Origin of the sequence: Kitasatospora sp. GAS204B, assembly GCF_029892155.1 — a bacterium.
In the GTDB taxonomy this organism is placed as follows: Bacteria; Actinomycetota; Actinomycetes; order Streptomycetales; family Streptomycetaceae; genus Kitasatospora.
Genome location: NZ_JARZAG010000001.1, coordinates 183,712 through 206,185 on the forward strand (window position 1 = coordinate 183,712; position 22,474 = coordinate 206,185).

A 22,474-nucleotide genomic window follows, 5' to 3' on the forward strand; every position below is an offset into this window, starting at 1 on the left:
GACGGGACGAGCGTGCCCCGGCGTACCGCGTTGCTGCTGGCGGCCGGCGGGCTCGTCCAGCTCTCGTTGCCCCGGGCGCTGCCGGGGCGGGCGGTCGCGGCGCCGTCCGGCCCGCCGACGGCGCTGCTGGCCGCGCACGCCCAGGCGCTGCGCACCGGTGAGCTGGCCGCGCTGCGGCCGGCCCAGCTGGACTACCGCCCGACCTCCTGGGACGCGCGGACGGTGACCGCCGAACTCTCCTACCGGCTGGCCGGCTTCGACGACTACCCGGCGGTGCTGAACCGGCGGCTCACCCTGGCCGGCGGAGCGGTGAGCGGCGAGGGCGCCGCCCCGGGCAGCCCGGCGGCGCCGTGGGACCTGGGCGACCCGACGCCGGTGCGCGGGACGCACTGCCTGGTGCTCGGGCCGGCCGCGGCCGCTCAATTGACCGAGCTGGCCGCCATCGCGGACCAGGCGGTGCCCGCCGTCAGCGCGGTCTGGGGCAGCGGGTGGGCCGGCCGGCTGGTGCTCCAGTTGCCGACCACCGAGGCCCAGTTCACCCAGCTGCTCGGGGTCGACCCGAGCAGCTACTCGGACATAGCCGCGGTCACCGTCGCCGCCGCGGGCGCGCCGGTGCACACGCCCGCCGACCGGGTGCTGGTCAACCCCGACGCGTACCACCGGCTCAGCGAGTTCGGCAAGCACGTGGTGATCACCCACGAGTCCACCCACGTCGCCACCCGGGCCGACACCCATCCGTGGACCCCGCTCTGGCTCTCCGAGGGCGTGGCCGACTACACCGGGTACCTGAACACCGGCCGCAGCGCCCGGCAGATCGCCCCCGAGCTGACCTCGGACGTGGCGGCCGGCAGGCTGCCGACCGCGCTGCCCGCCGACGCCGACTTCCAGGCCGGCTCCGGCGGGATCGCCCAGGCCTACGAACTCTCCTGGCTGGCCTGCTCGCTGATCGCGGCCGAGCACGGGCAGCGGGCCCTGGTCGACGTCTACCGGTCGCTCGGCGCGGCCGGCCCCGGCGCGGGCCGGGAGCGGCAGCTGGACCGGATCCTCGGCGAGCGGCTCGGCTACGGGCTGGCGGAGTTCACCAGGCGGTGGATCGCCGAGGTGGTCCGCCGGCTCGGGCCCGGGACTTGAGGGCTCGCAGCTACCTGACGGTCCATCAGCCGTGCTGGATGTCGTCCAACAGGCTCTGCTCGTAGGCGATCCCCGGGCGCACCGGGTAGGTGGGCTCCGGCTCGGCCGGCTCCTCGGTCTGCTCGACGGCGACCGGTGCCGGGCCCTGGGTGGAACGCCACAGCCGGCGGCAGGAGAGGATGGTGGCGGCCAGCAGGGTCAGGTTGCGGGAGGCCAGGATGGTGACGCCCCAGGGCATGCTGTTGACCACCTGGCCGAAGTTCATCGGGAACTCCAGTGTGGTCAGCACCGTCGCCACCAGGATCATCACGGCCACCGGGCGCTGGCTGGTGCCGCGCACGGTCAGGCAGACGGCCGCCAGGCCGACCAGCCACACCATGTACTGCGGGCTGATCACGCGGCTGGTCACGGTGAAGATCAGCAGTGTCGCCAGGGCCGCGTCATACGTGGTGGAGGGCTGCCAGCGGCGGGCCCGCAGCCGCCAGTAGAGCAGCCAGGCGAAGCCGGCCACGGTGGCGCCCATCGCGAGCTTGGAGATCACCGGCACCCAGGGGCCGAGGAACTCCACCGAGCCGTAGTTCATCGTCACCGAGCCGTGCCAGGCGCCGAACAGCTTGGCGAAGTGCATCGGCAGCGCGCCCAGTGACTCCACCTCGATGCCGCGGTCGGCCTGGAAGGTGAGGAACTGGAAGGCCCCGTTCATCCCCGCGGCCAGCAGGAACGAGAGGGTGGCCACCGCGCCCACCGCCGCCGTCCAGGACCGCCGGGTCCGCCGGCCGCGCGGGGTGCCGGCCAGGCCGAGCAGCGGCCAGAGCTTCATCAGGCCGCCGACGCCCAGCAGGATGCCGCCCAGCACCGGCCGGCGCAGCACCACCAGCAGGCCGGTCACGGCCATCGCGGTGACCAGGATGTCGTAGCGGCAGTAGACGGTCGGACCGAGCAGCGGGACCCCGATCACCCAGATCCAGGCCCCCGCGAGGCTGCGCCCCCGGCGCAGCCCGGAGCGCAGCAGCATGCCGATCGCCAGGGTGTCGAAGACCCCGCAGAGCACGAAGAAGGAGGTCAGGTAGGACCAGGGCAGCAGGCCGGGGGCCAGGATCACCAGCGCGGCGCCCGGCGGGTACTGCCAGGTGACGTCGTCCATCGGGAAGGTGCCGGTCTGCAGCACCCTGAACCAGCTGTGGTAGATCACCGAGACGTCGGTGGTCACGTCCAGCGGCGCTATCTTGAGGACACCGGTGACCATCAGGACCAGCAGGATCCGGGTCAGCAGCCAGGTGCCGCCGACCCGCCAGCCCGCGCCGCGCGAGGGCGCAGCGGGCGTCACCGCGGTCGCACCCGGATTCGGGGGCGTCGCCAGGGCGAGCCCCCCGCCGCTGCTGCCGTTCTGGTCGGCCGGGCCGTCGTTGGCCAACACCACTGTGCTCCCTCGTTAGCTGCGCGCACCCGCCTGAACCCGTGTCGACTAGGACAGAGCCACGGGGGAAACGGTTCCGGACCCTTCATCCGTTCCCGCCGAATCGGCATGGTGACCTATGGTACGGATCAGCGAGCGGTGAACCGAGCACCCCCCGACCGAGCGAGCCGTGGACAGTATGCCGAAGACCCTTGTGGTGACCAATGACTTTCCCCCGCGCCCAGGCGGAATCCAGGCCTTCGTCCACAACATGGCGATCCGCCAGCCGGCCGGTGACATTGTGGTGTATGCCTCATCCTGGCGGGACGGCCGGGAGGTCGCCCGGTTCGACGCCGAGCAGCCGTTCCCGGTGATCCGGGATCGGAGCACGATGCTGCTGCCCACGCCCCGGGTCACCAGGCGCGCCGCCGAACTGCTCCGGGCCGAGGGGTGCGACACCGTCTGGTTCGGCGCGGCCGCGCCGCTGGGCCTGATGGCACCCGCGCTGCGCCGCGCCGGCGCGCGCCGGCTGCTCGGCATGACGCACGGCCACGAGGCCGCCTGGGCCCAGCTGCCGGCCGCCCGCCAGTTGCTGCGGCGGATCGGCGAGGGCACCGACACGCTCACCTACCTCGGCGAGTACACCCGCTCGCGGATCGCCGGGGCCGTGGGCCCGGGCCCGGCCGCGCGGATGGTCCAACTGCCGCCGGGGGTGGACGAGAAGACCTTCCATCCGGAGTCGGGCGGCGCCGAGGTGCGGGCCAGGCTCGGGCTGACGGACCGTCCGGTGGTGGTCTGCGTCTCCCGGCTGGTGCCGCGCAAGGGGCAGGACACCCTGATCGCCGCGCTGCCGCGGATCCTGGCCGCCCAGCCGGACACGGTGCTGCTGATCGTCGGTGGTGGGCCCTACCTGGCGGACCTGCGCCGGCTCGCCGACGCCAAGGGCGTGGCCGCCTCGGTGCGGTTCACCGGCGAGGTGCCGTGGGCCGAGCTGCCGGCCCACTACGGGGCCGGGGACGTCTTCGCGATGCCCTGCCGGACCAGGCGCGGCGGGCTGGACGTGGAGGGGCTCGGCATCGTCTACCTGGAGGCCTCGGCCACCGGGCTGCCGGTGGTGGCGGGCGACTCCGGGGGCGCGCCGGACGCGGTGCTGGAGGGCGAGACCGGCTACGTGGTGCCCGGCGGCTCGCCCGGCGCGGTCGCCGAGCGGATCACCCGGCTGCTCGGCGACGAGGCGCTGCGCCGCGAGCTCGGCGCGGCCGGGCGGCGCTGGGTGGAGGACGCCTGGCGCTGGGACCTGCTGGCCCAGCGCCTGACCGGCCTGCTGAGCTGAGCAGCGCCGGCACTGTGTCGACCGGCGTTGTGCCGACCGGAGTTGGGCCGACCGGCGTTGGGCCGATCAGCGCTGACCAGCTCAGCGCTGGTAGAGGGCTTCGATCTCGCCGGCGAAGTCCTTCAGCACCACGTTCCGCTTGAGCTTGAGCGAGGGCGTCAGGTAGCCGTTGGCCTCGGAGAAGTCGGTCTGCAGGATCCGGAACTTCTTCACCGCCTCGGCGTGCGAGACCGCCTTGTTGCCCTCGTCCACCGCCTCCTGGACGGCGGCCAGCAGCTGCGGGTCGTCCACCAGCTCGGCCAGGGTGGCGGGTTGGCGGTTGTTCAGCTCCAGCCACCTGGGCAGGAACTCCTCGTCGATGGTGACCAGGCAGGCGATGAACGGCCTGCGGTCGCCGACCACCATCACCTCGCCGATCAGCGGGTGCGCGCGGATCCGGTCCTCGATCACCGCGGGGGCGACGTTCTTGCCGCCGGCGGTGACGATGAGCTCCTTCTTGCGGCCCGTGATGGTCAGGTAGCCGTCCTCGTCCAGGCTGCCGAGGTCGCCGGTGGCGAACCAGCCGTCCCGCAGCGCCTCGGCGGTCGCGGTCGGGTTGTTCCAGTAGCCGGTGAAGACCTGCGGGCCCTTCAGCAGCACCTCGCCGTCCTCGGCGATCCGCACCGACGAGCCGGGCAGCGGCTGGCCGACCGTGCCGATCTTCGGCCGGTCGTCCGGGTTGAAGGCGGTGGCCGCGCAGGTCTCGGTCAGGCCGTAACCCTCCAGCACGGTGAAGCCGATGCCGCGGTAGAAGTGGCCCAGCCGCTCGCCCAGCGGCGCGCCGCCGGAGATCGCGTGGGTGGCCCGGCCGCCGAGCGCGGCGCGCAGCTTGCTGTAGACCAGCTTGTCGAAGACCGTGTGCTTGAGCTTCAGCAGCAGGCCGGGGCCGCCCTGGTCCTGCGCTCTGCTGTAGGCGATCGCGGTCGCGGCGGCCTGGTCGAAGATCTTGCCCTTGCCGTCCGCCTGGGCCTTGGCCCGGGCGGTGTTGTAGACCTTCTCGAAGACCCGCGGCACGCCCAGGATCAGGGTCGGGCGGAACGAGGCCAGTTCGGCGGTGACGTCCTTGATGTCCGAGACGTGGCCCAGCTTGATCGGGGCGATCGCGGCGGCGATCTCGGCGATCCGGCCCAGCACGTGGGCCAGCGGCAGGAAGAGCAGCACCGAGCTCTCGCCGGTGCGGAACAGCTCCGGCAGCCGGGCCGTCACATTGCCCAGCTCGGCCAGGAAGTTGCCGTGGGTCAGCTGGCAGCCCTTCGGACGGCCGGTGGTGCCCGAGGTGTAGACGATGGTGGCGATCGAGTCCTCGGTCGGGATGGACCGGCGCTCGGTCACCGTCGCGTCCGACACGGTGCTGCCCGCGGCGGCCAGCTCGGCGAGCGCGCCGCGCTCGATCTGCCAGGTGTGCTTCAGGTCGGGCAGCTGGTCGCGGACCGAGTCGACCACCGCGGCGTGGCTGTCGGTCTCGGTGACCAGCGCGACGGCGCCCGAGTCGCCGAGGATCCACTGCACCTGCTCGGCGGAGGAGCTCTCGTACACCGGCACGGTGATCGCGCCGGCCGACCAGATCGCGAAGTCCAGCAGCGTCCACTCGTAGCGGGTGCGCGACATCACGGCGACCCGGTCGCCCGGGTTGACCCCGACCGCGATCAGGCCCTTGGCGGCGCGGTGCACCTCGGTGAGGAACGCGGCGGCGGTGACCTCCTGCCAGCGGCCTTCGAGCTTCCGGCTGACCACGGCGACCCGGGGGTGCTCGATGGCGTTCTGGTGGACCAGGTCCGAGAGGTTGCCACCACTCGGGACCTGGTAGCGGGCCGGAAGGCTGAAGTCGAGCACTGCTGCTCCTCGTCTGCGACGCTGCGGGACGGCAGGACGTTACTGCCCGGTAGTCGGATTCGGGTAGGGGGTCAGCCGCTCTGTTCGAAGTGTCACACCACTCGGGTGAGCCACTGATCGTTTCGAGACGCACCTTACGACAGCCGCCGGGTGACCCGCGGGTAGCCCTCCGGCCCACGCCCCATGGGGCCGAGGGCACCGGCGGCCGCGATAGCCTTCGAGGGCACTTGACGACGTCGAGAGCACCAAACGACTTCGAGCGCGGCTGTCGCGCGCACCTGTCGAGCGCACCTGACGAGTGGCACGGGACAACGCGGAGGCCCACCCATGGCGGAACACACCAGGTCGAGCATCGTCATCGAGGCGACGGCGGCCGAGGTGATGGCGGTGATCGCCGACTTCGAGGCGTACCCGCTGTGGACGGGTGAGGTCAAGGAGGTCGAGGTGCTCGGCCGCGCCGAGGACGGCCGTGCCACCCAGGTCCGGCTGCTGCTGGACGCCGGCGCCATCCGCGACGAGCACGTGCTCGCCTACACCTGGGACGCCGACCGCGAGGTCTCCTGGACCCTGGTGAAGAGTCAGATGCTGCGCGCGCTGGACGGCTCCTACGCGCTGGCCCCGGCGGCCGGCGGTACCGAGGTCACCTACCAGCTCGCGGTGGACGTCAAGATCCCGATGCTCGGCATGATCAAGCGCAAGGCCGAGAAGGTGATCATCGACCGGGCGCTGGCCGGTCTGAAGAAGCGGGTGGAGACCAAGCCCGGCAGCGCGGCGAGCTAGGCAGGCCCGGCAGTGATCCGGACGGTGCTGGTCACCGGCGACGCGAACGCGGTGCCCGTGGTGGCGGCCGCGACCGCCGCGCACGCCGCCGGACGCGGTCTGCGCACCCTGCTGCTCGCCGCCGACGACCCGCACCGGCTGGTGGACGAGGCGCTGGCGATGCGGCTGGGCCCCGTCGCGCAGCCCGTGTCGCAACGGCTGGAGGCCGTTCGGATCGACGAGCAGCAGGCGTTCCGCAGTGCGGTGGCCGGGCTGGACGGCAAGCTGCGGGCCGGCTTCGACCTGCTCGGCGTCGAGCCGTTGGAGGACGACGAGCTGACCGCGCTGCCCGGCACCCGGCAGCTCGCCCTGCTGCGCGCGGTGCGGGTCCCGGCCGACCGGTACGACCTGGTGGTGGCCGCCGCCCCGCCGCCCGCCGAGCTGACCGCCGCGCTCGCGCTGCCCGAGCAACTGGACCGCTACCTGTCCCGGTTGCTGCCCGAGCAGCGTCAGGCGGCCCGGGCGCTGCGCCCGCTGCTGGCCGCGTTCGCCGGGGTGCCGATGCCCGCCGACTGGCTCTACTCGGCCCGCGCCTGGGTGGCCGGCGAACTGGCCGCCACCCGCGCGGTGATCGAGTCGGCGCACACCTCGGTGCGCCTCGCCGTGGACGCCGGCTCCTGCTCGGTGCCCGGGCTGCGCCGGGCCGCCGCCGGCCTCGCGCTCTTCGGCCACCGGCTGGACGCCGTGGTGGCGCACCGCGCGCTGCCGGCCGCCGCATCGGACTCCGCCGATGCCTGGCTGGCCGGGCAGGCCCTGGCCGAACGCGGGCGGCTGGCCGGGATCGGCCTCGGCGTACCGCTGCTGACGGCGGATCAGGGGGCGACGGACCTGGCGTCGTTGGCCGATCAGCTGTACGGCGACGGCGATGGCCCCGAGTCGCCGGCTCGCTGGCCGTGGACCGCCGAGGACCGGCTGGCCGAGGAGGGCGTGCTGTTCTGGCGGCTGGCCGCGCCCGGTGCCGAGCGGGCGGACCTGGAGCTGATGCGGCGCGGCGACGAGCTGGTGGTGGGCCTGGGCCCGTACCGTCGGATCCTGCCGCTGCCCGGCGCGCTGCGGCGCTGCACGGTGGCCGGGGCGGCGCTGCGCGACGGGGAGTTGACGTTGCGCTTCGCTCCTGACCCGGACCTCTGGCCCAGCGAGCGCTGACCGCTGCCGGTTCGGCGGCGCGACCCGGTAGCGTCTGAGTGATCGGGCGGGTGCGCCGCACAGGCGCCGGCCGCCGCCGTGGCACCGGGAGGCGCGCGTCATGACCAATTCAGATCCTGTCGACAACCCTCTGGTCGACGAGGTGCGCAAACTGGCCTCCGCGGTGGGCGGGCAGGCCGAGCGGATCTTCGGTCGGGTGAAGGCCGAGAACCCCGAGGTCTTCGGACACCTGGCCGCCGCCGGCACCGAGCTGCTGGCCGCCTACCGGGCCGCGGTGGCCGGGCACGAGCGCCGCTGGTCGGCCCCCGAGCCGGCCGACTCCGAGCCCATCGACCTGGACGACTAGGGCCTCTACGGCCCTGTCCCGAGCCCGTCACCCAGCGGTGTGCTGGTACTACCGTCTGCCTCGAATCGTACGACTTTTGAAGCCTTCCGGCGAGGCTTCCGCCGCCTTGTCTTCGGATAATGTATGGCCAGGTGTGTACGGGAGCACGGCCGGGCGGGTACCGTTCCGCCCATCGGGCACGAGCGAATGACTGAGGGACACATGGCTCTGACCATCGGCGTCGACGTCGGCGGGACCAAGATCGCGGCCGGCGTGGTCGACGAGAACGGCGAGATCCTGGCCCGGACCCGGGTTCCCACCCCGGCGGACCCGCAGTGGGCGGTCGATGCCATCGCCCAGGCCGTGCGCGAGCTCAAGGAGCAGTTCGCCGAGGTCACCGCGGTGGGCGTGGGCGCACCCGGCTTCGTGGACCGCGACCGCTCCACGGTGATCTTCGCGCCCAACATCGACTGGGAGAACGAGCCGTTGCGCGGCCGGATCGAGGAACTGACCGGCCTGGACACGGTGGTGGAGAACGACGCCAACTGCGCGGCCTGGGCCGAGTTCCGGTTCGGCGCGGCGGCCGAGCACACCGACATGGTGCTGATCACCGTCGGCACCGGGATCGGCGGCGGCATCGTGCTGGACGGGCGGCTGCACCGCGGCCGGTTCGGCGTGGCCGGCGAGATCGGCCACCTCAACATGGTGCCGGACGGCCTGCTCTGCGGCTGCGGCGGCAAGGGCTGCTGGGAGCAGTACGCCTCCGGGCGGGCGCTGCGCCGCTACGGCCGGGAGAAGACGGCGGCGGACCCGGTGCGCGGCAAGCGGATGCTGGAGCTCAACGAAGGGGTCGCCGAGACCCTGCGGGGCATCCACATCACCCAGGCCGCGGAGGAGGGCGACCCGCTGGCGCTGGAGTGCTACGCCGAGTTGGCCGACTGGCTGGGCCGGGGGATGGCCGACCTGGCCGCGCTCTTCGACCCCGGGGTCTTCGTGCTCGGCGGCGGGGTCTCGGATTCCGGGCGGCTGCTGCTCGACCCGGTGGCCAAGGACTGCGAGAAGTACCTGACCGGCGGGGCGCACCGGCCGCGCGCCGAGGTGGTGCTGGCCTCGATGGGATCCTCGGCGGGCATCGTGGGTGCGGGCGATCTGGCGCGTACTCGCTGAATCCCCGGGTTGAGCACGGTTGCTGACGTTCCGTCGGGTTCCTCGCTGACGTTCCGTCGAGTTCCCAGCTGACGTTCCGTCGGGTTCCCCGCGTTCGCACCGGCTCCGCCCCGGCGGAGCCGGTAGCGTGTCCAGGGTGAGTCTTGACCTGCCGCCCTCCGGTCCGCAGCCCGACGGTGCCGAACTGGTCCGCGTGCTGAGCTACAACATCCGCTCGCAGCGCGATGATCGCCGGGCGCTGGCCCGGGTGATCCGGGCCTGCGAGCCGGACCTGGTCTGCGTGCAGGAGTCGCCGCGCTACTGGCGGCCCGAGGGGCAGGCCGCCTGGCTGGCCCGCCACACCGGCACCGTGGTCGTCTCCGGCGGCGGTCGCACCGCGGCCGGTCCGCTGCTGCTCGGGCGGCCGGAGGTCGAGGTGCTGAGCCGGCACGACCGGCTGCTCCCCAAGCACCGCGGCTGGCACGCGCGTGGCTTCGCCGGCGCCGTGGTGCGGCTCGGCCGGTCCGCGCCGTTCGCGCTGACCAGCTGTCACCTGAGCTTCATCGGCCCCGAGCGGGCGCAGCAGTTCGAGCTGCTGCACGAGCAGGCGGCGATCCGCGAACTCTCGGTGATCGCCGGGGACTTCAACGAGCACCCGGAGGACCCGGGTTGGGGTGCGCTGGCCGGGCGGTACCAGGACGGCTGGGCCACCGCGCCGTGGGGCGGCGAGTACACCTCGCGTCCGGGGGACCCGTTGCAGCGGCTGGACGCCGTCTTCGCCTCGCCCGGGATCGAGGTGCTCGCCTGCGGGGTGCCGCCGCTGTCGCTGGCCGAGTTGCTGGCGGCCACCGATCACCTGCCGGTGGTGGCGGTGTTGCGAGTACCGGGCGCCAGCGCGGCCTGACAGGCCGTCGGCTGGAGTTGTCCATACATCTCTGCGTCGGACGTCTTCACGAACCATGTGATGTATGCAATGGTACATGTCACACGCCCCACCGTGTGCATGCTCAGACGGTCCAGCTCGTCCCGGTCGCCGGCCCCACTCGCTCAACTCCGGTGCCATCGATGAGCTCTGACGCATCGTCATGCCCCATTGCCTGCCACGGTCCTCACCCCGCAAGGCCGTGCCGCAGGGCGCGACCCCCACACCGGGAGACCCCCACGTGAGTGCCACATCGGTCGGGAAGCAGTTGCCCCGACTCCTGATAGCCGCCCTGGCCTTGACGGCCGGGCTCGGGCTCGCCGCGCCCCCCAGCGAGGCGCACGCCGCACCCGCCGGCCTCGCGCCGGCCAAGGCCGCCGCCAGGACGCCGGCCGCCCGGCCCGGCCTGGCTCCGCAGCCGGCCGCCGGCGCCGTCCGATCCGCTGACGACGCGCAGCGGGTGAGCGCCAAGGACCGGCCGCCGCTGCCGTCCGACAACGCCGCGCTGCACCGCGACGTCGGCAAGCCGGCGCACCCGATGTCCCGCGCGGCGACCGCCGCCTGTGACACCTCCGCGATCAGCGCCAACACCGGTGACGCGCTGGTCCAGGCGGTCGAGGCGGCCGGCTCCGACTGCGTCAACACCTTCTTCACCGTCGCCGGCTCCGCGGCCCACCAGGCCTTCCAGGAGTCGCAGCTGACGACCGTCGCCAACGCGCTGGCCGCCGCCTCGCCGAGCTACCCGGGCGACGACAGCACCCACGTACTGGAGTTGGTGCTGTACCTGCGGGCCGGCTACTACGTCCAGTGGAACGACGCGGCGGACGTCGGCACGTACGGCAGCGGGCTGCAGAGCGCGATCCAGGCCGCACTGGACGCCTTCTACGCCTCGCCGCACAGCCAGGACGTCACCGACGCCAATGGCGCGGTGCTCTCCGAGGCGGTCACGCTGATCGACAGCGCCGGCCAGAACGCCCGCTATCTGCCGGTCGAGCAGCGGCTGTTGACCGGCTACAACAGCACGTACAACAGCTCCGCCGGCATGCTGGCGGCCGTCAACAACGTCTACACGGTGCTCTTCCGCGGCCACCAGAACGCGGACTTCGTCGCCGCCACCGAGGCCGACCCGAGCATCCTGACCACCCTGGACACCTTCGCGACCGGCAACCTGGCGCTGCTCGGCGGTGCCCAGAGCTACCTGGACTCCAACGCCGGCACCGAGTTGGCGCGCTTCCTGCAGGACGCCACGCTGGCTCCGACGGTGCGCCCGCTGCTCAAGGGCCTGCTGGCCGACTCGGCGATGACCGGCCCGACCGCCCCGCTCTGGGTCGGCGTGGCCGCTCAGGCGGACCAGTACGACCAGAGCAACTGCGCCGACTACAACACCTGTGACCTGGCCGCCAAGTTGCAGGCCGCCGTCCTGACGATCAACTACACCTGTGATGCGAACCTGCGGATCGTCGCGCAGGACCTGACCGCCGACGAGCTGAACGCCACCTGCAACAGCCTGATCGGGGAGACCGCGTTCTTCCACAACCTGATCAAGGACCCGGGTCCGGTGGCGGACGACGGCAACACCACCCTGGAGGTGGACGTCTTCCACTCCACCGCCGACTACCAGACCTACGCCGGCGAGATCTTCGGCGTCAGCACCGACAACGGCGGCGAGTACATCGAGGGCGAGCCGAACCAGGCAGGCAACCAGCCGCGGTTCGTCGCCTACGAGGCGGACTGGCTGCGCCCGACCTTCCAGATCTGGAACCTGAACCACGAGTTCACCCACTACCTGGACGGCCGCTTCGACACCTACGGCGACTTCACCGCCGCCACCTCCACCGCCGACACCATCTGGTGGATCGAGGGCCTGGCCGAGTACGACTCCTACACCTACCGCGGACTGGTCGACACCGACGCGGTGGCCGACGCAGCCAAGGGCAGCTACCCGCTGAGCACCGTCTTCGCCAACACCTACAGCAGCGGCGAGGACCGGGTCTATCCCTGGGGCTACCTGTCGGTCCGCTACATGCTCGAGCGGCACCGCTCCGACGTCGACGCGCTGCTCGGGTTCTACCGGTCCGGTGACTACCAGGGCGCGTTGAACCTGCTCACCTCGATCGGCACCGGCTACGACGCCGACTGGTCCAGCTGGCTGGCCGCCTGCGCCGCCGGCGCCTGCAACACCGTCCCGCAGCCGCCGACCGCCGCGTTCACCGCCCAGGCGTCCGGCCTGGCGGCGACCTTCGCCGACAGCTCCACCGCTCCCGACGGCACGATCACCGCCCGCACCTGGGACTTCGGCGACGGCACCGGCTCCACCGACGCCAACCCGACGAAGACCTACACCACCCCGGGCGTCTACACCGTGCACCTCACCGTGCTGGACAGCCAGGGCGCCTCCGCCGCCACCACCAGCACCGTCACGGTCAGCGCCGCCGCCCCCGAGTGCACCGGCGCCGACGCCCGCGAGCTGGGCCAGAACTGCACCCGCTCGGGCCTGGCGGCCGACGCCGGCAACTCCAGCTACCTCTACCTCGACATCCCCGCCGGGACCCCCAGCCTGACCATCACCACCACCCCCGGCAGCGGATCCGCCGACCTCTACTACTCCGGCACCGGCTGGGCCACCGCCGCCGGCAACAGCGCCTCGGCCACCGGCCCCGGCGCGCACACCCTGACCATCGCCAATCCGCCGGCCGGTGCGAACTACATCAGCCTGCAGGCGATCAGCGGCTTCACCGGTGCGACGGTGACGACGAGTTACTGACCGATCTGACGCAGTGTCAACACCATGAGCGCGCCGCGCCCCCGGGACCCGAGGTCCGGGGGCGCGGCGCGCCACGGTGGCGCGTCAGACCACCGCGCCGCCGTGCGGGTCGTGCGGCTCGTCGGGATCGCGGTCCTTCATCCGGACGACGAGCGTGGTGAAGCCGCCGAGGAAGGCGGTCAGGCCGACCCAGGCGGGCCAGCCGGAGACCTGGCGCCAGACCAGGGCGTCGAAGAGGAGCAGCGCCGGACCACCGAGGACGGCGATCCAGGCGAACCTGCTGGTGGTGTCGCCGGTCGGCAGCGGCGGGGGCTCGGGCGGCACGAAGTGGCCCTCGTCGGGGTCCTCGGCGGCCTCCCAGTCGCGCGGGCCCGGGGACTGGACGGTGGAGGGCGCGGGGGGCGGCGGGTTCTTCGCGCGCAGGTTCTCGATCTCGGGCCAGTCCGGACGGTTCAGGTCCACCGGGTCGTCGAACTGCGCGACCAGGGCGGCGAAGATCGCGTCCTGCTCGGCCTGGCTGCCGGGCGCGGGCGTGGGGCGCTGCTCGCTCTCCTGGGGGCGGTCCTCGTCGTCGCCCGCCGTGTTGTTCTCGTGCTCGTGCACTGCCGGCCCTTCGGTCCTGGTGGCCCTCAGCCCCGCTGGTCGGTGGCGTCGGTGCCCTGCGTGACCCCGGACAGCCGACGGACGAACCCGAGGGACTCCTCGAAGATCAGTTCGGCGTCGTGGTCCAGGGTCGCGACGTGGTAGCTGCGCTCGCACAGCCGCTCCGTCACATCGACCGAGGATATCCGGGCGCGGACCAAGGCGGAGTTCGCCGGGGAGACCACGTGGTCCTGCGGGCTGCGCAGCAGCAGCACCGGCTGCCCGACCCGCGGCAGGTCCTGCTGCACGGTGCGCCAGAGCTGGGCCAGTGACCAGGCGGCGTCCAGCGGAACGCGGTCGTAGCCGAGCTCGGTGGCGCCGGGCCGGGCGATGTCGCCGGCGATGCCCGGCAGGCTGGGCAGCAGGTGACGGACCACCGGGAGCAGCGCGGTGGCCGGATTGTCCGAGCGCACCGAGGGGTTGACCAGGACCAGCCCGGCCACCAGCGCCGGGTGCTCGGCCGCCAGCCGCAGCGCCAGCGAGCAGCCCATCGAGAGGCCGAAGACGAAGACCTGCTCGCACTGCTCGGCGAGCAGCAGCAGTTCGCGGGCCACCTCGGCGTACCAGTCCTGCCAGCGGGTCACCTGGAGGTCCTGCCAGCGGGTGCCGTGGCCGGGCAGCAGCGGCAGTGCCACGGTCAGGCCCGCCTCGGCCAGGTGCTCGGCCCAGGGGCGCAGCGACTGCGGGGAGCCGGTGAAGCCGTGGCAGAGAAGCACGCCGATCGGGCCGCCGCGGTAGTGGTAGGGCTCGGCACCGGGCAGCAGCGGCATCCGGGGAAGCTCCTTCGGGAATCCTGCGGTGAAGGTGAGGGGCCGCGGCCATCGTTGCACGGGGTCGGCGGGGCGTACAGACCTTCACGGTCGCGCGGCGGCGCCGCACTGGTGCGTCGAGGGGGTCGCGGGGGCATTAGGATCGACCGGTCTGCAATACAGGAGGTCCGGGTTGTTCTACCGACTGATGAAGATGATCGTCGCGCCGATGCTGCGGATCTTCTTCCGGCCGTGGATGGAAGGTGCGGAGAACATCCCGGACGAGGGCCCGGCGATCATCGCCAGCAACCACCTCTCGTTCTCGGACTCCTTCTTCCTGCCCGCGTTGATGAAGCGTCGGGTGACCTTCATCGCGAAGGCGGAGTACTTCAACACGCCGGGCCTCAAGGGCAAGCTGACGGCCGCCTTCTTCAAGGGCGTCGGCCAGCTCCCGGTGGACCGCTCCGGAGTGCGCGGGGCCGGTGAGGCGGCGATCCGCAGCGCGGTCGCGGTGATCGACCGCGGCGAGCTGTTCGGCGTCTACCCCGAGGGCACCCGCTCGCCCGACGGCAAGCTGTACCGCGGCAAGGTCGGCGGCCTGGCCAGGGTCGCGCTGCAGACCGGCGCGCCGGTGATCCCGGTGGCGATGATCGACACCGAGAAGGTGCAGCCGCCCGGCCAGGTGGTCCCCAACTTCGGCATCCGCCCCGGCATCCGGATCGGCCGCCCGCTGGACTTCTCCCGCTACCAGGGCATGGAGAACGACCGCTTCATCCTGCGCTCGGTCACCGACGAGGTGATGTACGAGATCATGCGGCTCTCCGGCCAGGAGTACGTGGACATCTACGCGACCGCCGCCAAGCGGCAGATCGCGGACGAGAAGAAGCGTGCGGACGCCGAGCGCCGGGCCGAGCAGCGCGCGGAGCGGGCGGCGGAGAAGGCGGCCGAGAAGGAGCGCCAGGAGCTGGAGAAGCTGGAGCAGGAGAAGCAGGAACTGGAGCAGGGCAAGCAGGAGTCGGGCGACTCCTAGGGTCTGTTCGTTCGGCGCGAACCGGGGGAGCGGGCGCGGTGGCAGTACCGGGGGGTGGCCCGAGCGCGGCGGTGGCGGCCGGCGGGATGTCGGTGGAGCTGCCGCTCTGGCGGGGGATCAGCGGATACCGGCTGCTCGCGCTGGGCTACGCGCTGTTCCGGTTCTCGCTGGTCTTCGCGCACGTGCGGCATCCGGTGGCCGGCTGGATCTACCTGGGCGCCCTGGTGCTCTGGACGTTGGCCACCTCGCGCGCCTTCGGCAACCCGGCCCGCTGCTCCTGGCCGATGCTGGGTTTCGACCTCGCCATCGCGGTGAGCGGCATCGTGCTCAGTGGATATGTCGACACCCCGCAGCAGACCGCGGCCGGCGCGCTGACCCTGCCGACCATCTGGGCGGCCGCCACGGTGCTCGGCTTCGGCGGCCGGGGCGGCTGGCGGCTGGCCGCGGCGGCGGCGCTGGTGATCGGCGCCGCGAACGTCCTCGGGCACGGCGGGCCGACCCTGGACAACATCCACAACACCGTGCTGCTGCTGATGGTCGGCTGCCCGGTCGGCCAGGTGATGGAGCTGGCCAGGGCGAGCGAGGCCACGCTGGGCGAGGCGTTGCGGGTGGATGCGGCCACCCGCGAGCGGGAGCGGCTCTCCCGCGACATCCACGACGGGGTGCTCCAGGTGCTGGCGCTGGTGCAGCGGCGGGCCGGCGCGGTCGACGAGCGGCTCGGGCAGCTCGCCGGGGAGCAGGAACGGGCGCTGCGGACGCTGATGACCAGCGGCCGGCTCCCGGCGCAGACCCGCGGCGAGGGCCGCGACCTGCGCGAGCTGCTCAGCGGCTACGCCGACGAGCGGATCACCGTCGCGGCCCCCGGCACCCCGGTGCTGCTGCCCGGCCAGGTGGCCGAGCAACTCGCGGCCGCCGTGGGCGCGGCCGTGGACAACGTGCGGCGGCACGCCGGGCCGGACGCCCGCGCCTGGATCCTGCTGGAGGACGAGCCCGCGGCGGTGACCGTCTCGATCCGCGACGACGGCCCGGGGTTCCCCGCCGGACGGCTGGCCGAGGCTCGGCAGGACGGGCGGCTCGGCGTCGCCCAGTCGATCGAGGGCCGGCTGAGCGACCTGGGCGGCACGGCGGAGTTCAGTTCGGCGCCAGGCGAAGGCGTCGAGATCGAGTTGCGGGTACCCAGGGAAGGCGAGGGCTGATGGCGGGCCAGCAGGTGTTCGGTGGGCGGCTGCGGGTGATGGTGGTGGACGACCATCCGATGTGGCGGGAGGCGGTGGCCAGGGACCTGGCCGACGCGGGCTTCGAGGTGGTGGCCACCGCCGGGGACGGTGCGCAGGCGGTCCGCCGGGCGGCCGCGAGCCGGCCGCAGGTGCTGCTGCTCGACCTGCACCTGCCGCTGCTGCCCGGTGCCGAGGTCTGCCGCCAGGTGCTGGCCGCCGATCCGGGCCTGCGGGTCCTGGTGCTCTCCGCGAGCGGGGAGCACGCGGACGTGCTGGCGGCGGTGAAGGCCGGGGCGAGCGGGTACCTGGTGAAGTCGGCCGGGCGCGAGGAACTGCTGGACGCGGTGCGGCGCACGGCCGCCGGGGACGCGGTCTTCACCCCGGGACTGGCCGGCCTGGTGCTCGGCGAGTTCCGGCGGCTGGCCGCCGAGCCCGTCGACGAGGCGCGATCGGGCTCGGCGGGGGCGCCGGTGCCGCGGCTGACGGCACGGGAGACCGAGGTGCTGCGCATGGTGGCGAAGGGGTTGTCGTACCGTCAGATCGCCGAGCGGCTGGTGCTCTCGCATCGCACGGTGCAGAACCACGTGCAGAACACCCTCGGGAAGCTCCAACTGCACAACCGGGTCGAGCTGGTGCGCTACGCCATCGAGCGGGGGCTGGACGACGACCCGAGCTGACCCGGTCCGATGGTCGGTCAGCCGGCCACCTGGAAGGCGTAGTTGAAGTCGGTGTGCCCGTGGTGCCGCATCATGCTCAGCCAGAACGGCATCAGCATCTCCAGACCCCGCGCGGCCTGGATGCCGCCCAGGTCCACGATGTCGGCGGCCGGCCAGCCGAAGGACTCCAGCAGCGCGGTGACCTCCCGCTTGGCACCCGCGTCCTCGCCCGCGACGAAGAGCTGGTGCCGGCCGGGGACCCGGGTGGGGTCGACCATCACCGGGGCGGAGAGCGTGTTGAGCGCCTTGACCACCCGGGTGTCGGGGAAGGCGCGCTGGATCCGCTCGCCCATGCTGTCGTCGTTCACCGGGTCGAGGGTGACGGTGCCGTCGGCGGCGAACACCAGCGGGTTGCAGACGTCCACCAGGACCTTGCCGGCCAGCGCCTTGGCACCGGCCGCCTCCAGCGCGGCGAGCGCGACCGCGCCCAGGGTGGCGTTGATCACCAGCTCGCCGAACTCGGCGGTGTCCGCGAAGGTCCCGTTGTGCCCGTGCGGTCCGGCCGCTTCGGCCCAGGCGGTGCCGGTGGGGTTGGCCTCGCTGCGGGAGCCGAGGGTGACTTCGTGCCCGAGGGTCAGCAGTTTGTCGGCCAGGGTCTGACCCACTGAGCCGCTGCCGAGGATTCCGATTCGCATGGCGGCCATTGTGCTGCGCGCCACCGCGGCGCCGGCGCCGGCACAACGAGTGGCTGTGGCAGGACTGCACGTAGTAGGTGCGGACCTGGCACAGCCGCCTCGCCCGTGCTCAGCGCGCCACCGGTACCGCGCCGCGCAGCAGTTCGGCCACCAGCGTCACGCCGTCCCGGGTCAGCACCGACTCGGGATGGAACTGCAGGCTCGCGAAGCCGGGGCCGCGCAGCCCGTGCACGTCGCCGGTGAGCGGGTCGCGGGCCACCTCGACGCCCTCGGTGGCCAGCCGGGCGGCGTCGGCGTCGGTGCAGTGGGCGGTGAAGGTGTTGTAGAAGCCGACGGTCTGCCGGGTGCCGAAGAGGTCGATGGTCTCCTGGGCGCCCTGGTAGACCTCGGCCTTGCGGCGCAGCCCCAGGCCCAGCTGAGCGCTGAGCAGTTGGTGGCTCAGGCAGACCGCGAGCAGCGGTGCGGTGCGGGCGCCGGCGCGGGCGGCGGTGAGCGCCTCGGCGACGATCGGGCGCAGCAGGGCCATCTTCGGGTCGGCGGCGTCCGCCGGGTCCCCCGGGCCCGGGCCCAGCACCAGCGGACCGCGGTGCGCGGCGATGAGCCGGCGCAGCCCCGGAGTGTCGTAGCGCAGCACCGAGACCCGGTGGCCGAGCGCCCGCAGCAGGTGGGCCAGCATCGCGGTGAAGGTGTCCTCGCCGTCCACCACCAGCGTCTCCAGCGGCTGATCGGGCGTCACATGCTGTTGCATCCGCAGCCAGAACGGGGCCAGATCGGCGCGGCGCCCGTCCAGCGCGGCCTGGACCCGGTGGTCGTCGGCCAGCCGGGGGCCGCCGTCGCGCGCGCTCTGCCCGGACGGCGCCGGGCGGGCGCCGATCGCGGTCAGCACGCCGGCCGCCTTGGCGTGCGTCTCGGCCACCTCGCCGGCCGGGTCGGAGTGCCGGACCAGGGTGGCGCCGACCCGGACCACCAGGCGCCCGGTGGCCGGGTCGATGTCGGCGGTGCGGATGCAGATCGGCGAGTCCAGCTGCTGCCCGCCGCTGGCCGAGCGGCCGATCAGCGCGAGGGCACCCGAGTAGTAGCCGCGCCCGCTGCCCTCGTAGCGGTGGATCACCCGGGTCGCGTTCTGGACCGGGCTGCCGGTGACGGTGGCGGCGAACATGGTCTCCCTGAGCACCTCGCGCACGTCCAGCGAGGTGCGGCCGCGCAGCTCGTACTCGGTGTGCGCGAGGTGGGCCATCTCCTTCAGCCGCGGGCCGAGCACCTGACCGCCCAGGTCGCCGACCGTGCACATCATCTTGAGTTCCTCGTCGACCACCATGGTGAGCTCCTCCAGCTCCTTGGGGTCGTGCAGGAAGGCGAGCAGCGAGTCCAGGGTCGGGCCGCCGGCCGGATAGCGGTAGGTGCCGGAGATCGGGTTCATCACGACCGTCCCGCCGCTCTGCCGCACGTGCACCTCGGGCGAGGCGCCGACCAGCACCGTGTCGCCCGTGTGCACCACGAAGGTCCAGTACGCGCCGCGCTCCTGCGCCAGCAGGCGGCGGAAGAGGCTGAGCGCGAGCGCGGGGGAGAAGTCGGCCAGAGTGCCGTGGAAGTCCCGGCGGATCACGAAGTTGGCGCCCTCGCCACGCCCGATCTCGTCCCGGATCACCGTGCGGACGATCTCGGCGTACCGCTCGTCGTCGATGTCGAAGGCGCCGTCGGTGAGCGTCACCGGCAGCTGGGGCAGCGCGGCCAGCAGCTCCGCCAGCGGCAGGGCGTACTGCTCGGTCACCCGCAGCGCCTGCAACGGGGTGCCGTCGTCGTGCGCCACGAAGCCGCGCTCGCGGATCTGCCGGTACGGGACCAGGGCGAGCAGGTCGTGCCGTGGGCGGCCGTCGGCGGGGGCACCGGTGGGCAGCGGCAGCTCGGCCAGAGTGTCGTAGTGGCCGACCTCGCCGATCAGCACCTCCACCGTGTCCGGCGCCAGCCGCGGGGTGCGGCGGTGCAGGACGGCGAAGGCGGGGGCGCCGGGGGCGGTCAGGCGGGCGAGCAGGGCGGCGGCACGGGAACCGGTCATCGTCGGCGGCTTTCCGGGAGGAGGGGCGGGGGCGGTCCGCTCTGCCGGGAAGGCCGTCTGCTGGATACGACGACGGCCGCCCGGGTGGGGCGGCCGTCGAGTCGTCAGGGACGCGCGAGCGGTGGGCCGACCCGAGGGTTGGCCCACCACCAGGAAAGGGTGTGCGGCGCGTGCATGGAAGCGACAGTAGCCGATCGCCCACCGGAGTGAACGCGCGGTGGGGAAATGTCCGCGCGGTGTCTCACCCATCGGAAGGCGGTCACAAATCGGTTGTCACACCCCGTAGCCTGGACACCGTGACCGTGACAAATCACCATTCCTGGCAATCCTTGCCCGCGGCGCAGCAGCCTGACTGGCCGGACCGTGAGGCGCTGCGCACCGCTCTGGCGGACCTCGCCTCGTATCCGCCCCTCGTCTTCGCCGGCGAGTGCGACCAGCTGCGCGCCCGGCTCGCTGCCGTCGCGCGTGGTGAGGCGTTCCTGCTGCAGGGCGGCGACTGCGCCGAGGCCTTCGACGGCGTGTCGGCGGAGCAGATCCGCAACAAGCTCAAGACCCTGCTGCAGATGGCGGCCGTGCTCACCTACGCCGCCTCGGTTCCGGTGGTCAAGGTGGGCCGGATCGCCGGGCAGTACTCCAAGCCGCGCTCCAAGCCGACCGAGACCCGCGACGGGGTCACCCTCCCGGTGTACCGCGGCGACTCGGTGAACGGCTTCGAGTTCACCCCGGAGTCCCGCCGCCCCGACCCCGAGCGCCTGAAGCGGATGTACAACGCCTCCGCCGCCACGCTCAACCTGGTCCGCGCCTTCACCACCGGTGGCTACGCCGACCTGCGCCAGGTGCACGCCTGGAACCAGGACTTCGTGCGCAACTCGCCGGCCGGTCAGCGCTACGAGCGGCTGGCCAAGGAGATCGACAACGCGCTGAGCTTCATGCAGGCCTGCGGGGTCGCGCCGGAGGAGTTCAAGACCGTCGAGTTCTACTCCTCGCACGAGGCGCTGGTGCTCGACTACGAGACCGCGCTGACCCGGGTCGACTCCCGCACCGGCGACCTCTACGACGTCTCCGGCCACATGGTCTGGATCGGCGAGCGGACCCGGCAGCTGGACGGCGCGCACATCGAGTTCGCCGCCAGGATCCGCAACCCGATCGGGGTCAAGCTCGGCCCGACCACCACGGTCGACGAGGCGCTGACCCTGATCGAGCGGCTCGACCCCGAGCGCGAGCCGGGCCGGCTCACCTTCATCACCCGGATGGGTGCGGGCAAGGTCCGCGAGCACCTGCCCACCCTGGTGGAGAAGGTCACCGCCTCGGGTGCGCAGCCGGTCTGGATCTGCGACCCGATGCACGGCAACACCTTCGAGGCCGAGACCGGGCACAAGACCCGCAAGTTCGACGATGTGCTCGACGAGGTCAAGGGCTTCTTCGAGGTGCACCGCGCACTCGGCACCCACCCGGGCGGCATCCACGTGGAGCTGACCGGCGACGACGTCACCGAGTGCGTCGGCGGCGGCGACGAGGTGCTGGTCGACGACCTGCACCAGCGCTACGAGACGGCCTGCGACCCGCGGCTCAACCGCAGCCAGTCGCTGGACCTGGCCTTCCTGGTGGCGGAGATGTACCGCGGGCACTGACCTGCCCCGCCGGCACTGTGACGAAGGCCCTGTCCCCCTCGTGGGGGCAGGGCCTTTTTCGCGCCCGGAAGGCCGGGTAAGGTAAGGCTTAGCTCAAAGGCGCCGAGACCCCCGGGAGAGGCCGCGATGTACGTGTGCATGTGCCATGCGGTCACCGAGGACCAGGTGAAGCGGGCCATCGACAGCGGTGCCAACTCCCCGCGTCAGATAGCCAAGGGCTGCAAGGCCGGTACCGACTGCGGCTCCTGCGTGCGGCGGATCCAGACGCTGCTCGGCGAGCACGGCGGTCGGCCGTGCCCGACAGCCCGGCTGGCCGCGAAGCTGGGGCTGGCCGATCCCGAGGCCGAGCTGCCGGCCAACCTGCCGGCCAACCGGCCGATCGAGCTGCGCCGCAGCGCCTGATCGTCCGGAGTCCCTGAACGCCCTAGCTCTCCGGCTGTTCGATCAACTGGGCGATGTAGAGCGCGTCGCCGAGCTTCTCCAGCAGTTCGAGCTGGGTGTCCAGGTAGTCGATGTGGTGTTCCTCGTCGGCCAGGATGTCCTCGAAGATGTTGGCCGAGGTGACGTCGTTCTTGGCCCGCATCACCACGATGCCCCGCCGCAGCCGGTCGATCGCCTCGACCTCCACCTGCCGGTCGGCCTCGAACATCTCCTTGACCGTCTGGCCGATCCGGACGTGGAAGAGCCGCTGGTAGTTGGGCAGGCCGTCCAGGAAGAGGATCCGGTCGGTGAGGATCTCGGCGTGCTTCATCTCGTCGAAGGACTCGTGCCGGGTGTATTTGGCGAGCTTCGTCCAGCCGAAGTTCTCCTGCATCTTGGCGTGCAGGAAGTACTGGTTGATCGCCGTGAGCTCGGCGGTGAGCTGCTCGTTGAGGAACTCGATGACCTCGGGGTCGCCCTTCATGGCGGTGCCTTCCTGCCTCGCTCGGGAAACGGCTGGACGC

Annotated in this window: 20 protein-coding genes; 13 read left to right on the forward strand and 7 right to left on the reverse strand. The window is 72.6% G+C overall.

All coding sequences use genetic code 11. The features are described 5' to 3' along the window. Positions 1-12: 12 nt before the first annotated feature. Positions 13-1,131, forward strand: a complete 1,119-nt coding sequence (locus tag P3T41_RS00885; RefSeq protein ID WP_280686961.1) for a hypothetical protein — start codon at positions 13-15, stop codon at positions 1,129-1,131. Positions 1,132-1,156: 25 nt separating this feature from the next. Here the strand turns inward: P3T41_RS00885 and P3T41_RS00890 are convergent, their stop codons facing one another. Next, positions 1,157-2,548 carry a glycosyltransferase family 87 protein gene (locus tag P3T41_RS00890; RefSeq protein WP_280686962.1) on the reverse strand — a complete coding sequence of 464 codons (1,392 nt, stop codon included), beginning with the start codon at positions 2,546-2,548 and terminating at the stop codon, positions 1,157-1,159. Positions 2,549-2,726: 178 nt separating this feature from the next. On the opposite strand from P3T41_RS00890, the gene P3T41_RS00895 reads away from it, so the two are divergent. Continuing rightward, positions 2,727-3,860 (forward strand): glycosyltransferase family 4 protein, encoded by a 1,134-nt coding sequence (locus tag P3T41_RS00895; RefSeq protein ID WP_280686963.1) that lies wholly within the window; start codon positions 2,727-2,729, stop codon positions 3,858-3,860. An 81-nt stretch (positions 3,861-3,941) separates the two neighbouring features. Here P3T41_RS00895 and P3T41_RS00900 read toward each other — a convergent pair whose 3' ends face one another. Then, the gene (locus P3T41_RS00900) at positions 3,942-5,732 is read right to left on the reverse strand and encodes a long-chain fatty acid--CoA ligase (protein WP_280686964.1); all 1,791 of its coding nucleotides are present in this window, start codon (positions 5,730-5,732) and stop codon (positions 3,942-3,944) included. 327 nt (positions 5,733-6,059) lie between these two features. Between P3T41_RS00900 and P3T41_RS00905 the strand changes: the two genes are divergently transcribed. From P3T41_RS00905 to P3T41_RS00930, 6 genes are all read left to right on the forward strand, one after another. Next, positions 6,060-6,512 carry an SRPBCC family protein gene (locus P3T41_RS00905; RefSeq protein ID WP_280686965.1) on the forward strand — a complete coding sequence of 151 codons (453 nt, stop codon included), beginning with the start codon at positions 6,060-6,062 and terminating at the stop codon, positions 6,510-6,512. 12 nt (positions 6,513-6,524) lie between these two features. Next, entirely contained in the window at positions 6,525-7,697 is a 1,173-nt protein-coding gene (locus P3T41_RS00910; RefSeq protein WP_348533615.1) for an ArsA-related P-loop ATPase, read from the forward strand. Between the two features lie 100 nt (positions 7,698-7,797). Then, positions 7,798-8,043 (forward strand): DUF5304 family protein, encoded by a 246-nt coding sequence (locus P3T41_RS00915; protein WP_280686966.1) that lies wholly within the window; start codon positions 7,798-7,800, stop codon positions 8,041-8,043. A 201-nt stretch (positions 8,044-8,244) separates the two neighbouring features. Then, positions 8,245-9,189 (forward strand): ROK family glucokinase, encoded by a 945-nt coding sequence (locus tag P3T41_RS00920; protein WP_280686967.1) that lies wholly within the window; start codon positions 8,245-8,247, stop codon positions 9,187-9,189. A gap of 136 nt (positions 9,190-9,325) precedes the next feature. Then, complete coding sequence (locus P3T41_RS00925) at positions 9,326-10,072, forward strand: endonuclease/exonuclease/phosphatase family protein (RefSeq protein ID WP_280686968.1); 747 nt, start codon at positions 9,326-9,328, stop codon at positions 10,070-10,072. A gap of 259 nt (positions 10,073-10,331) precedes the next feature. After that, complete coding sequence (locus tag P3T41_RS00930) at positions 10,332-12,854, forward strand: collagenase (RefSeq protein ID WP_280686969.1); 2,523 nt, start codon at positions 10,332-10,334, stop codon at positions 12,852-12,854. Between the two features lie 84 nt (positions 12,855-12,938). Here the strand turns inward: P3T41_RS00930 and P3T41_RS00935 are convergent, their stop codons facing one another. Next, positions 12,939-13,457 (reverse strand): hypothetical protein, encoded by a 519-nt coding sequence (locus P3T41_RS00935; RefSeq protein ID WP_280686970.1) that lies wholly within the window; start codon positions 13,455-13,457, stop codon positions 12,939-12,941. A 26-nt stretch (positions 13,458-13,483) separates the two neighbouring features. Then, positions 13,484-14,266, reverse strand: coding sequence for an alpha/beta fold hydrolase (locus P3T41_RS00940; protein WP_280686971.1), 783 nt, complete (start codon positions 14,264-14,266; stop codon positions 13,484-13,486). 187 nt (positions 14,267-14,453) lie between these two features. On the opposite strand from P3T41_RS00940, the gene P3T41_RS00945 reads away from it, so the two are divergent. Genes P3T41_RS00945 through P3T41_RS00955 form a run of 3 tightly spaced genes read left to right on the forward strand, consistent with a single transcriptional unit; the run spans position 14,454 to position 17,169 of the window. Then, the gene (locus P3T41_RS00945) at positions 14,454-15,275 is read left to right on the forward strand and encodes a lysophospholipid acyltransferase family protein (RefSeq protein ID WP_280687308.1); all 822 of its coding nucleotides are present in this window, start codon (positions 14,454-14,456) and stop codon (positions 15,273-15,275) included. 38 nt (positions 15,276-15,313) lie between these two features. Next, positions 15,314-16,471: a DUF5931 domain-containing protein gene (locus tag P3T41_RS00950; RefSeq protein ID WP_348533616.1), complete on the forward strand. Its 1,158-nt coding sequence runs from the start codon at positions 15,314-15,316 to the stop codon at positions 16,469-16,471. Continuing rightward, the gene (locus P3T41_RS00955; protein ID WP_280686972.1) at positions 16,471-17,169 is read left to right on the forward strand and encodes a response regulator transcription factor; all 699 of its coding nucleotides are present in this window, start codon (positions 16,471-16,473) and stop codon (positions 17,167-17,169) included. Before P3T41_RS00950 ends, P3T41_RS00955 begins: the two co-directional genes overlap by 1 nt. A gap of 17 nt (positions 17,170-17,186) precedes the next feature. Here P3T41_RS00955 and P3T41_RS00960 read toward each other — a convergent pair whose 3' ends face one another. Both P3T41_RS00960 and P3T41_RS00965 read right to left on the reverse strand, forming a co-directional pair. Then, positions 17,187-17,843 (reverse strand): NAD(P)-binding domain-containing protein, encoded by a 657-nt coding sequence (locus tag P3T41_RS00960; RefSeq protein ID WP_280686973.1) that lies wholly within the window; start codon positions 17,841-17,843, stop codon positions 17,187-17,189. A gap of 109 nt (positions 17,844-17,952) precedes the next feature. Continuing rightward, entirely contained in the window at positions 17,953-19,899 is a 1,947-nt protein-coding gene (locus P3T41_RS00965; protein WP_280686974.1) for an anthranilate synthase family protein, read from the reverse strand. Positions 19,900-20,195: 296 nt separating this feature from the next. Here P3T41_RS00965 and P3T41_RS00970 point away from each other — a divergent pair, with 296 nt between their 5' ends. Continuing rightward, positions 20,196-21,530 carry a 3-deoxy-7-phosphoheptulonate synthase class II gene (locus P3T41_RS00970; protein ID WP_280686975.1) on the forward strand — a complete coding sequence of 445 codons (1,335 nt, stop codon included), beginning with the start codon at positions 20,196-20,198 and terminating at the stop codon, positions 21,528-21,530. 126 nt (positions 21,531-21,656) lie between these two features. Beyond that, positions 21,657-21,932, forward strand: coding sequence for a (2Fe-2S)-binding protein (locus P3T41_RS00975; RefSeq protein WP_280686976.1), 276 nt, complete (start codon positions 21,657-21,659; stop codon positions 21,930-21,932). 22 nt (positions 21,933-21,954) lie between these two features. On the opposite strand, the gene bfr is transcribed toward P3T41_RS00975, so the two are convergent. Further along, the gene (gene bfr / locus P3T41_RS00980; protein WP_280686977.1) at positions 21,955-22,434 is read right to left on the reverse strand and encodes a bacterioferritin; all 480 of its coding nucleotides are present in this window, start codon (positions 22,432-22,434) and stop codon (positions 21,955-21,957) included. Between the last annotated feature and the right edge of the window lie 40 nt (positions 22,435-22,474).

Excerpts from the sequence above, each read along its gene's own strand:
- P3T41_RS00960 (WP_280686973.1), bottom strand. The coding sequence starts at position 17,843 with ATGCGAATCGGAATCCTCGGCAGCGGCTCAGTGGGTCAGACCCTGGCC.
- P3T41_RS00955 (WP_280686972.1), top strand. The coding sequence starts at position 16,471 with ATGGCGGGCCAGCAGGTGTTCGGTGGGCGGCTGCGGGTGATGGTGGTG.
- P3T41_RS00945 (WP_280687308.1), top strand. The coding sequence starts at position 14,454 with ATGAAGATGATCGTCGCGCCGATGCTGCGGATCTTCTTCCGGCCGTGG.
- bfr (WP_280686977.1), bottom strand. The coding sequence starts at position 22,434 with ATGAAGGGCGACCCCGAGGTCATCGAGTTCCTCAACGAGCAGCTCACC.
- P3T41_RS00975 (WP_280686976.1), top strand. The coding sequence starts at position 21,657 with ATGTACGTGTGCATGTGCCATGCGGTCACCGAGGACCAGGTGAAGCGG.
- P3T41_RS00895 (WP_280686963.1), top strand. The coding sequence starts at position 2,727 with ATGCCGAAGACCCTTGTGGTGACCAATGACTTTCCCCCGCGCCCAGGC.
- P3T41_RS00965 (WP_280686974.1), bottom strand. The coding sequence starts at position 19,899 with ATGACCGGTTCCCGTGCCGCCGCCCTGCTCGCCCGCCTGACCGCCCCC.
- P3T41_RS00915 (WP_280686966.1), top strand. The coding sequence starts at position 7,798 with ATGACCAATTCAGATCCTGTCGACAACCCTCTGGTCGACGAGGTGCGC.
- P3T41_RS00905 (WP_280686965.1), top strand. The coding sequence starts at position 6,060 with ATGGCGGAACACACCAGGTCGAGCATCGTCATCGAGGCGACGGCGGCC.
- P3T41_RS00940 (WP_280686971.1), bottom strand. The coding sequence starts at position 14,266 with ATGCCGCTGCTGCCCGGTGCCGAGCCCTACCACTACCGCGGCGGCCCG.
- P3T41_RS00920 (WP_280686967.1), top strand. The coding sequence starts at position 8,245 with ATGGCTCTGACCATCGGCGTCGACGTCGGCGGGACCAAGATCGCGGCC.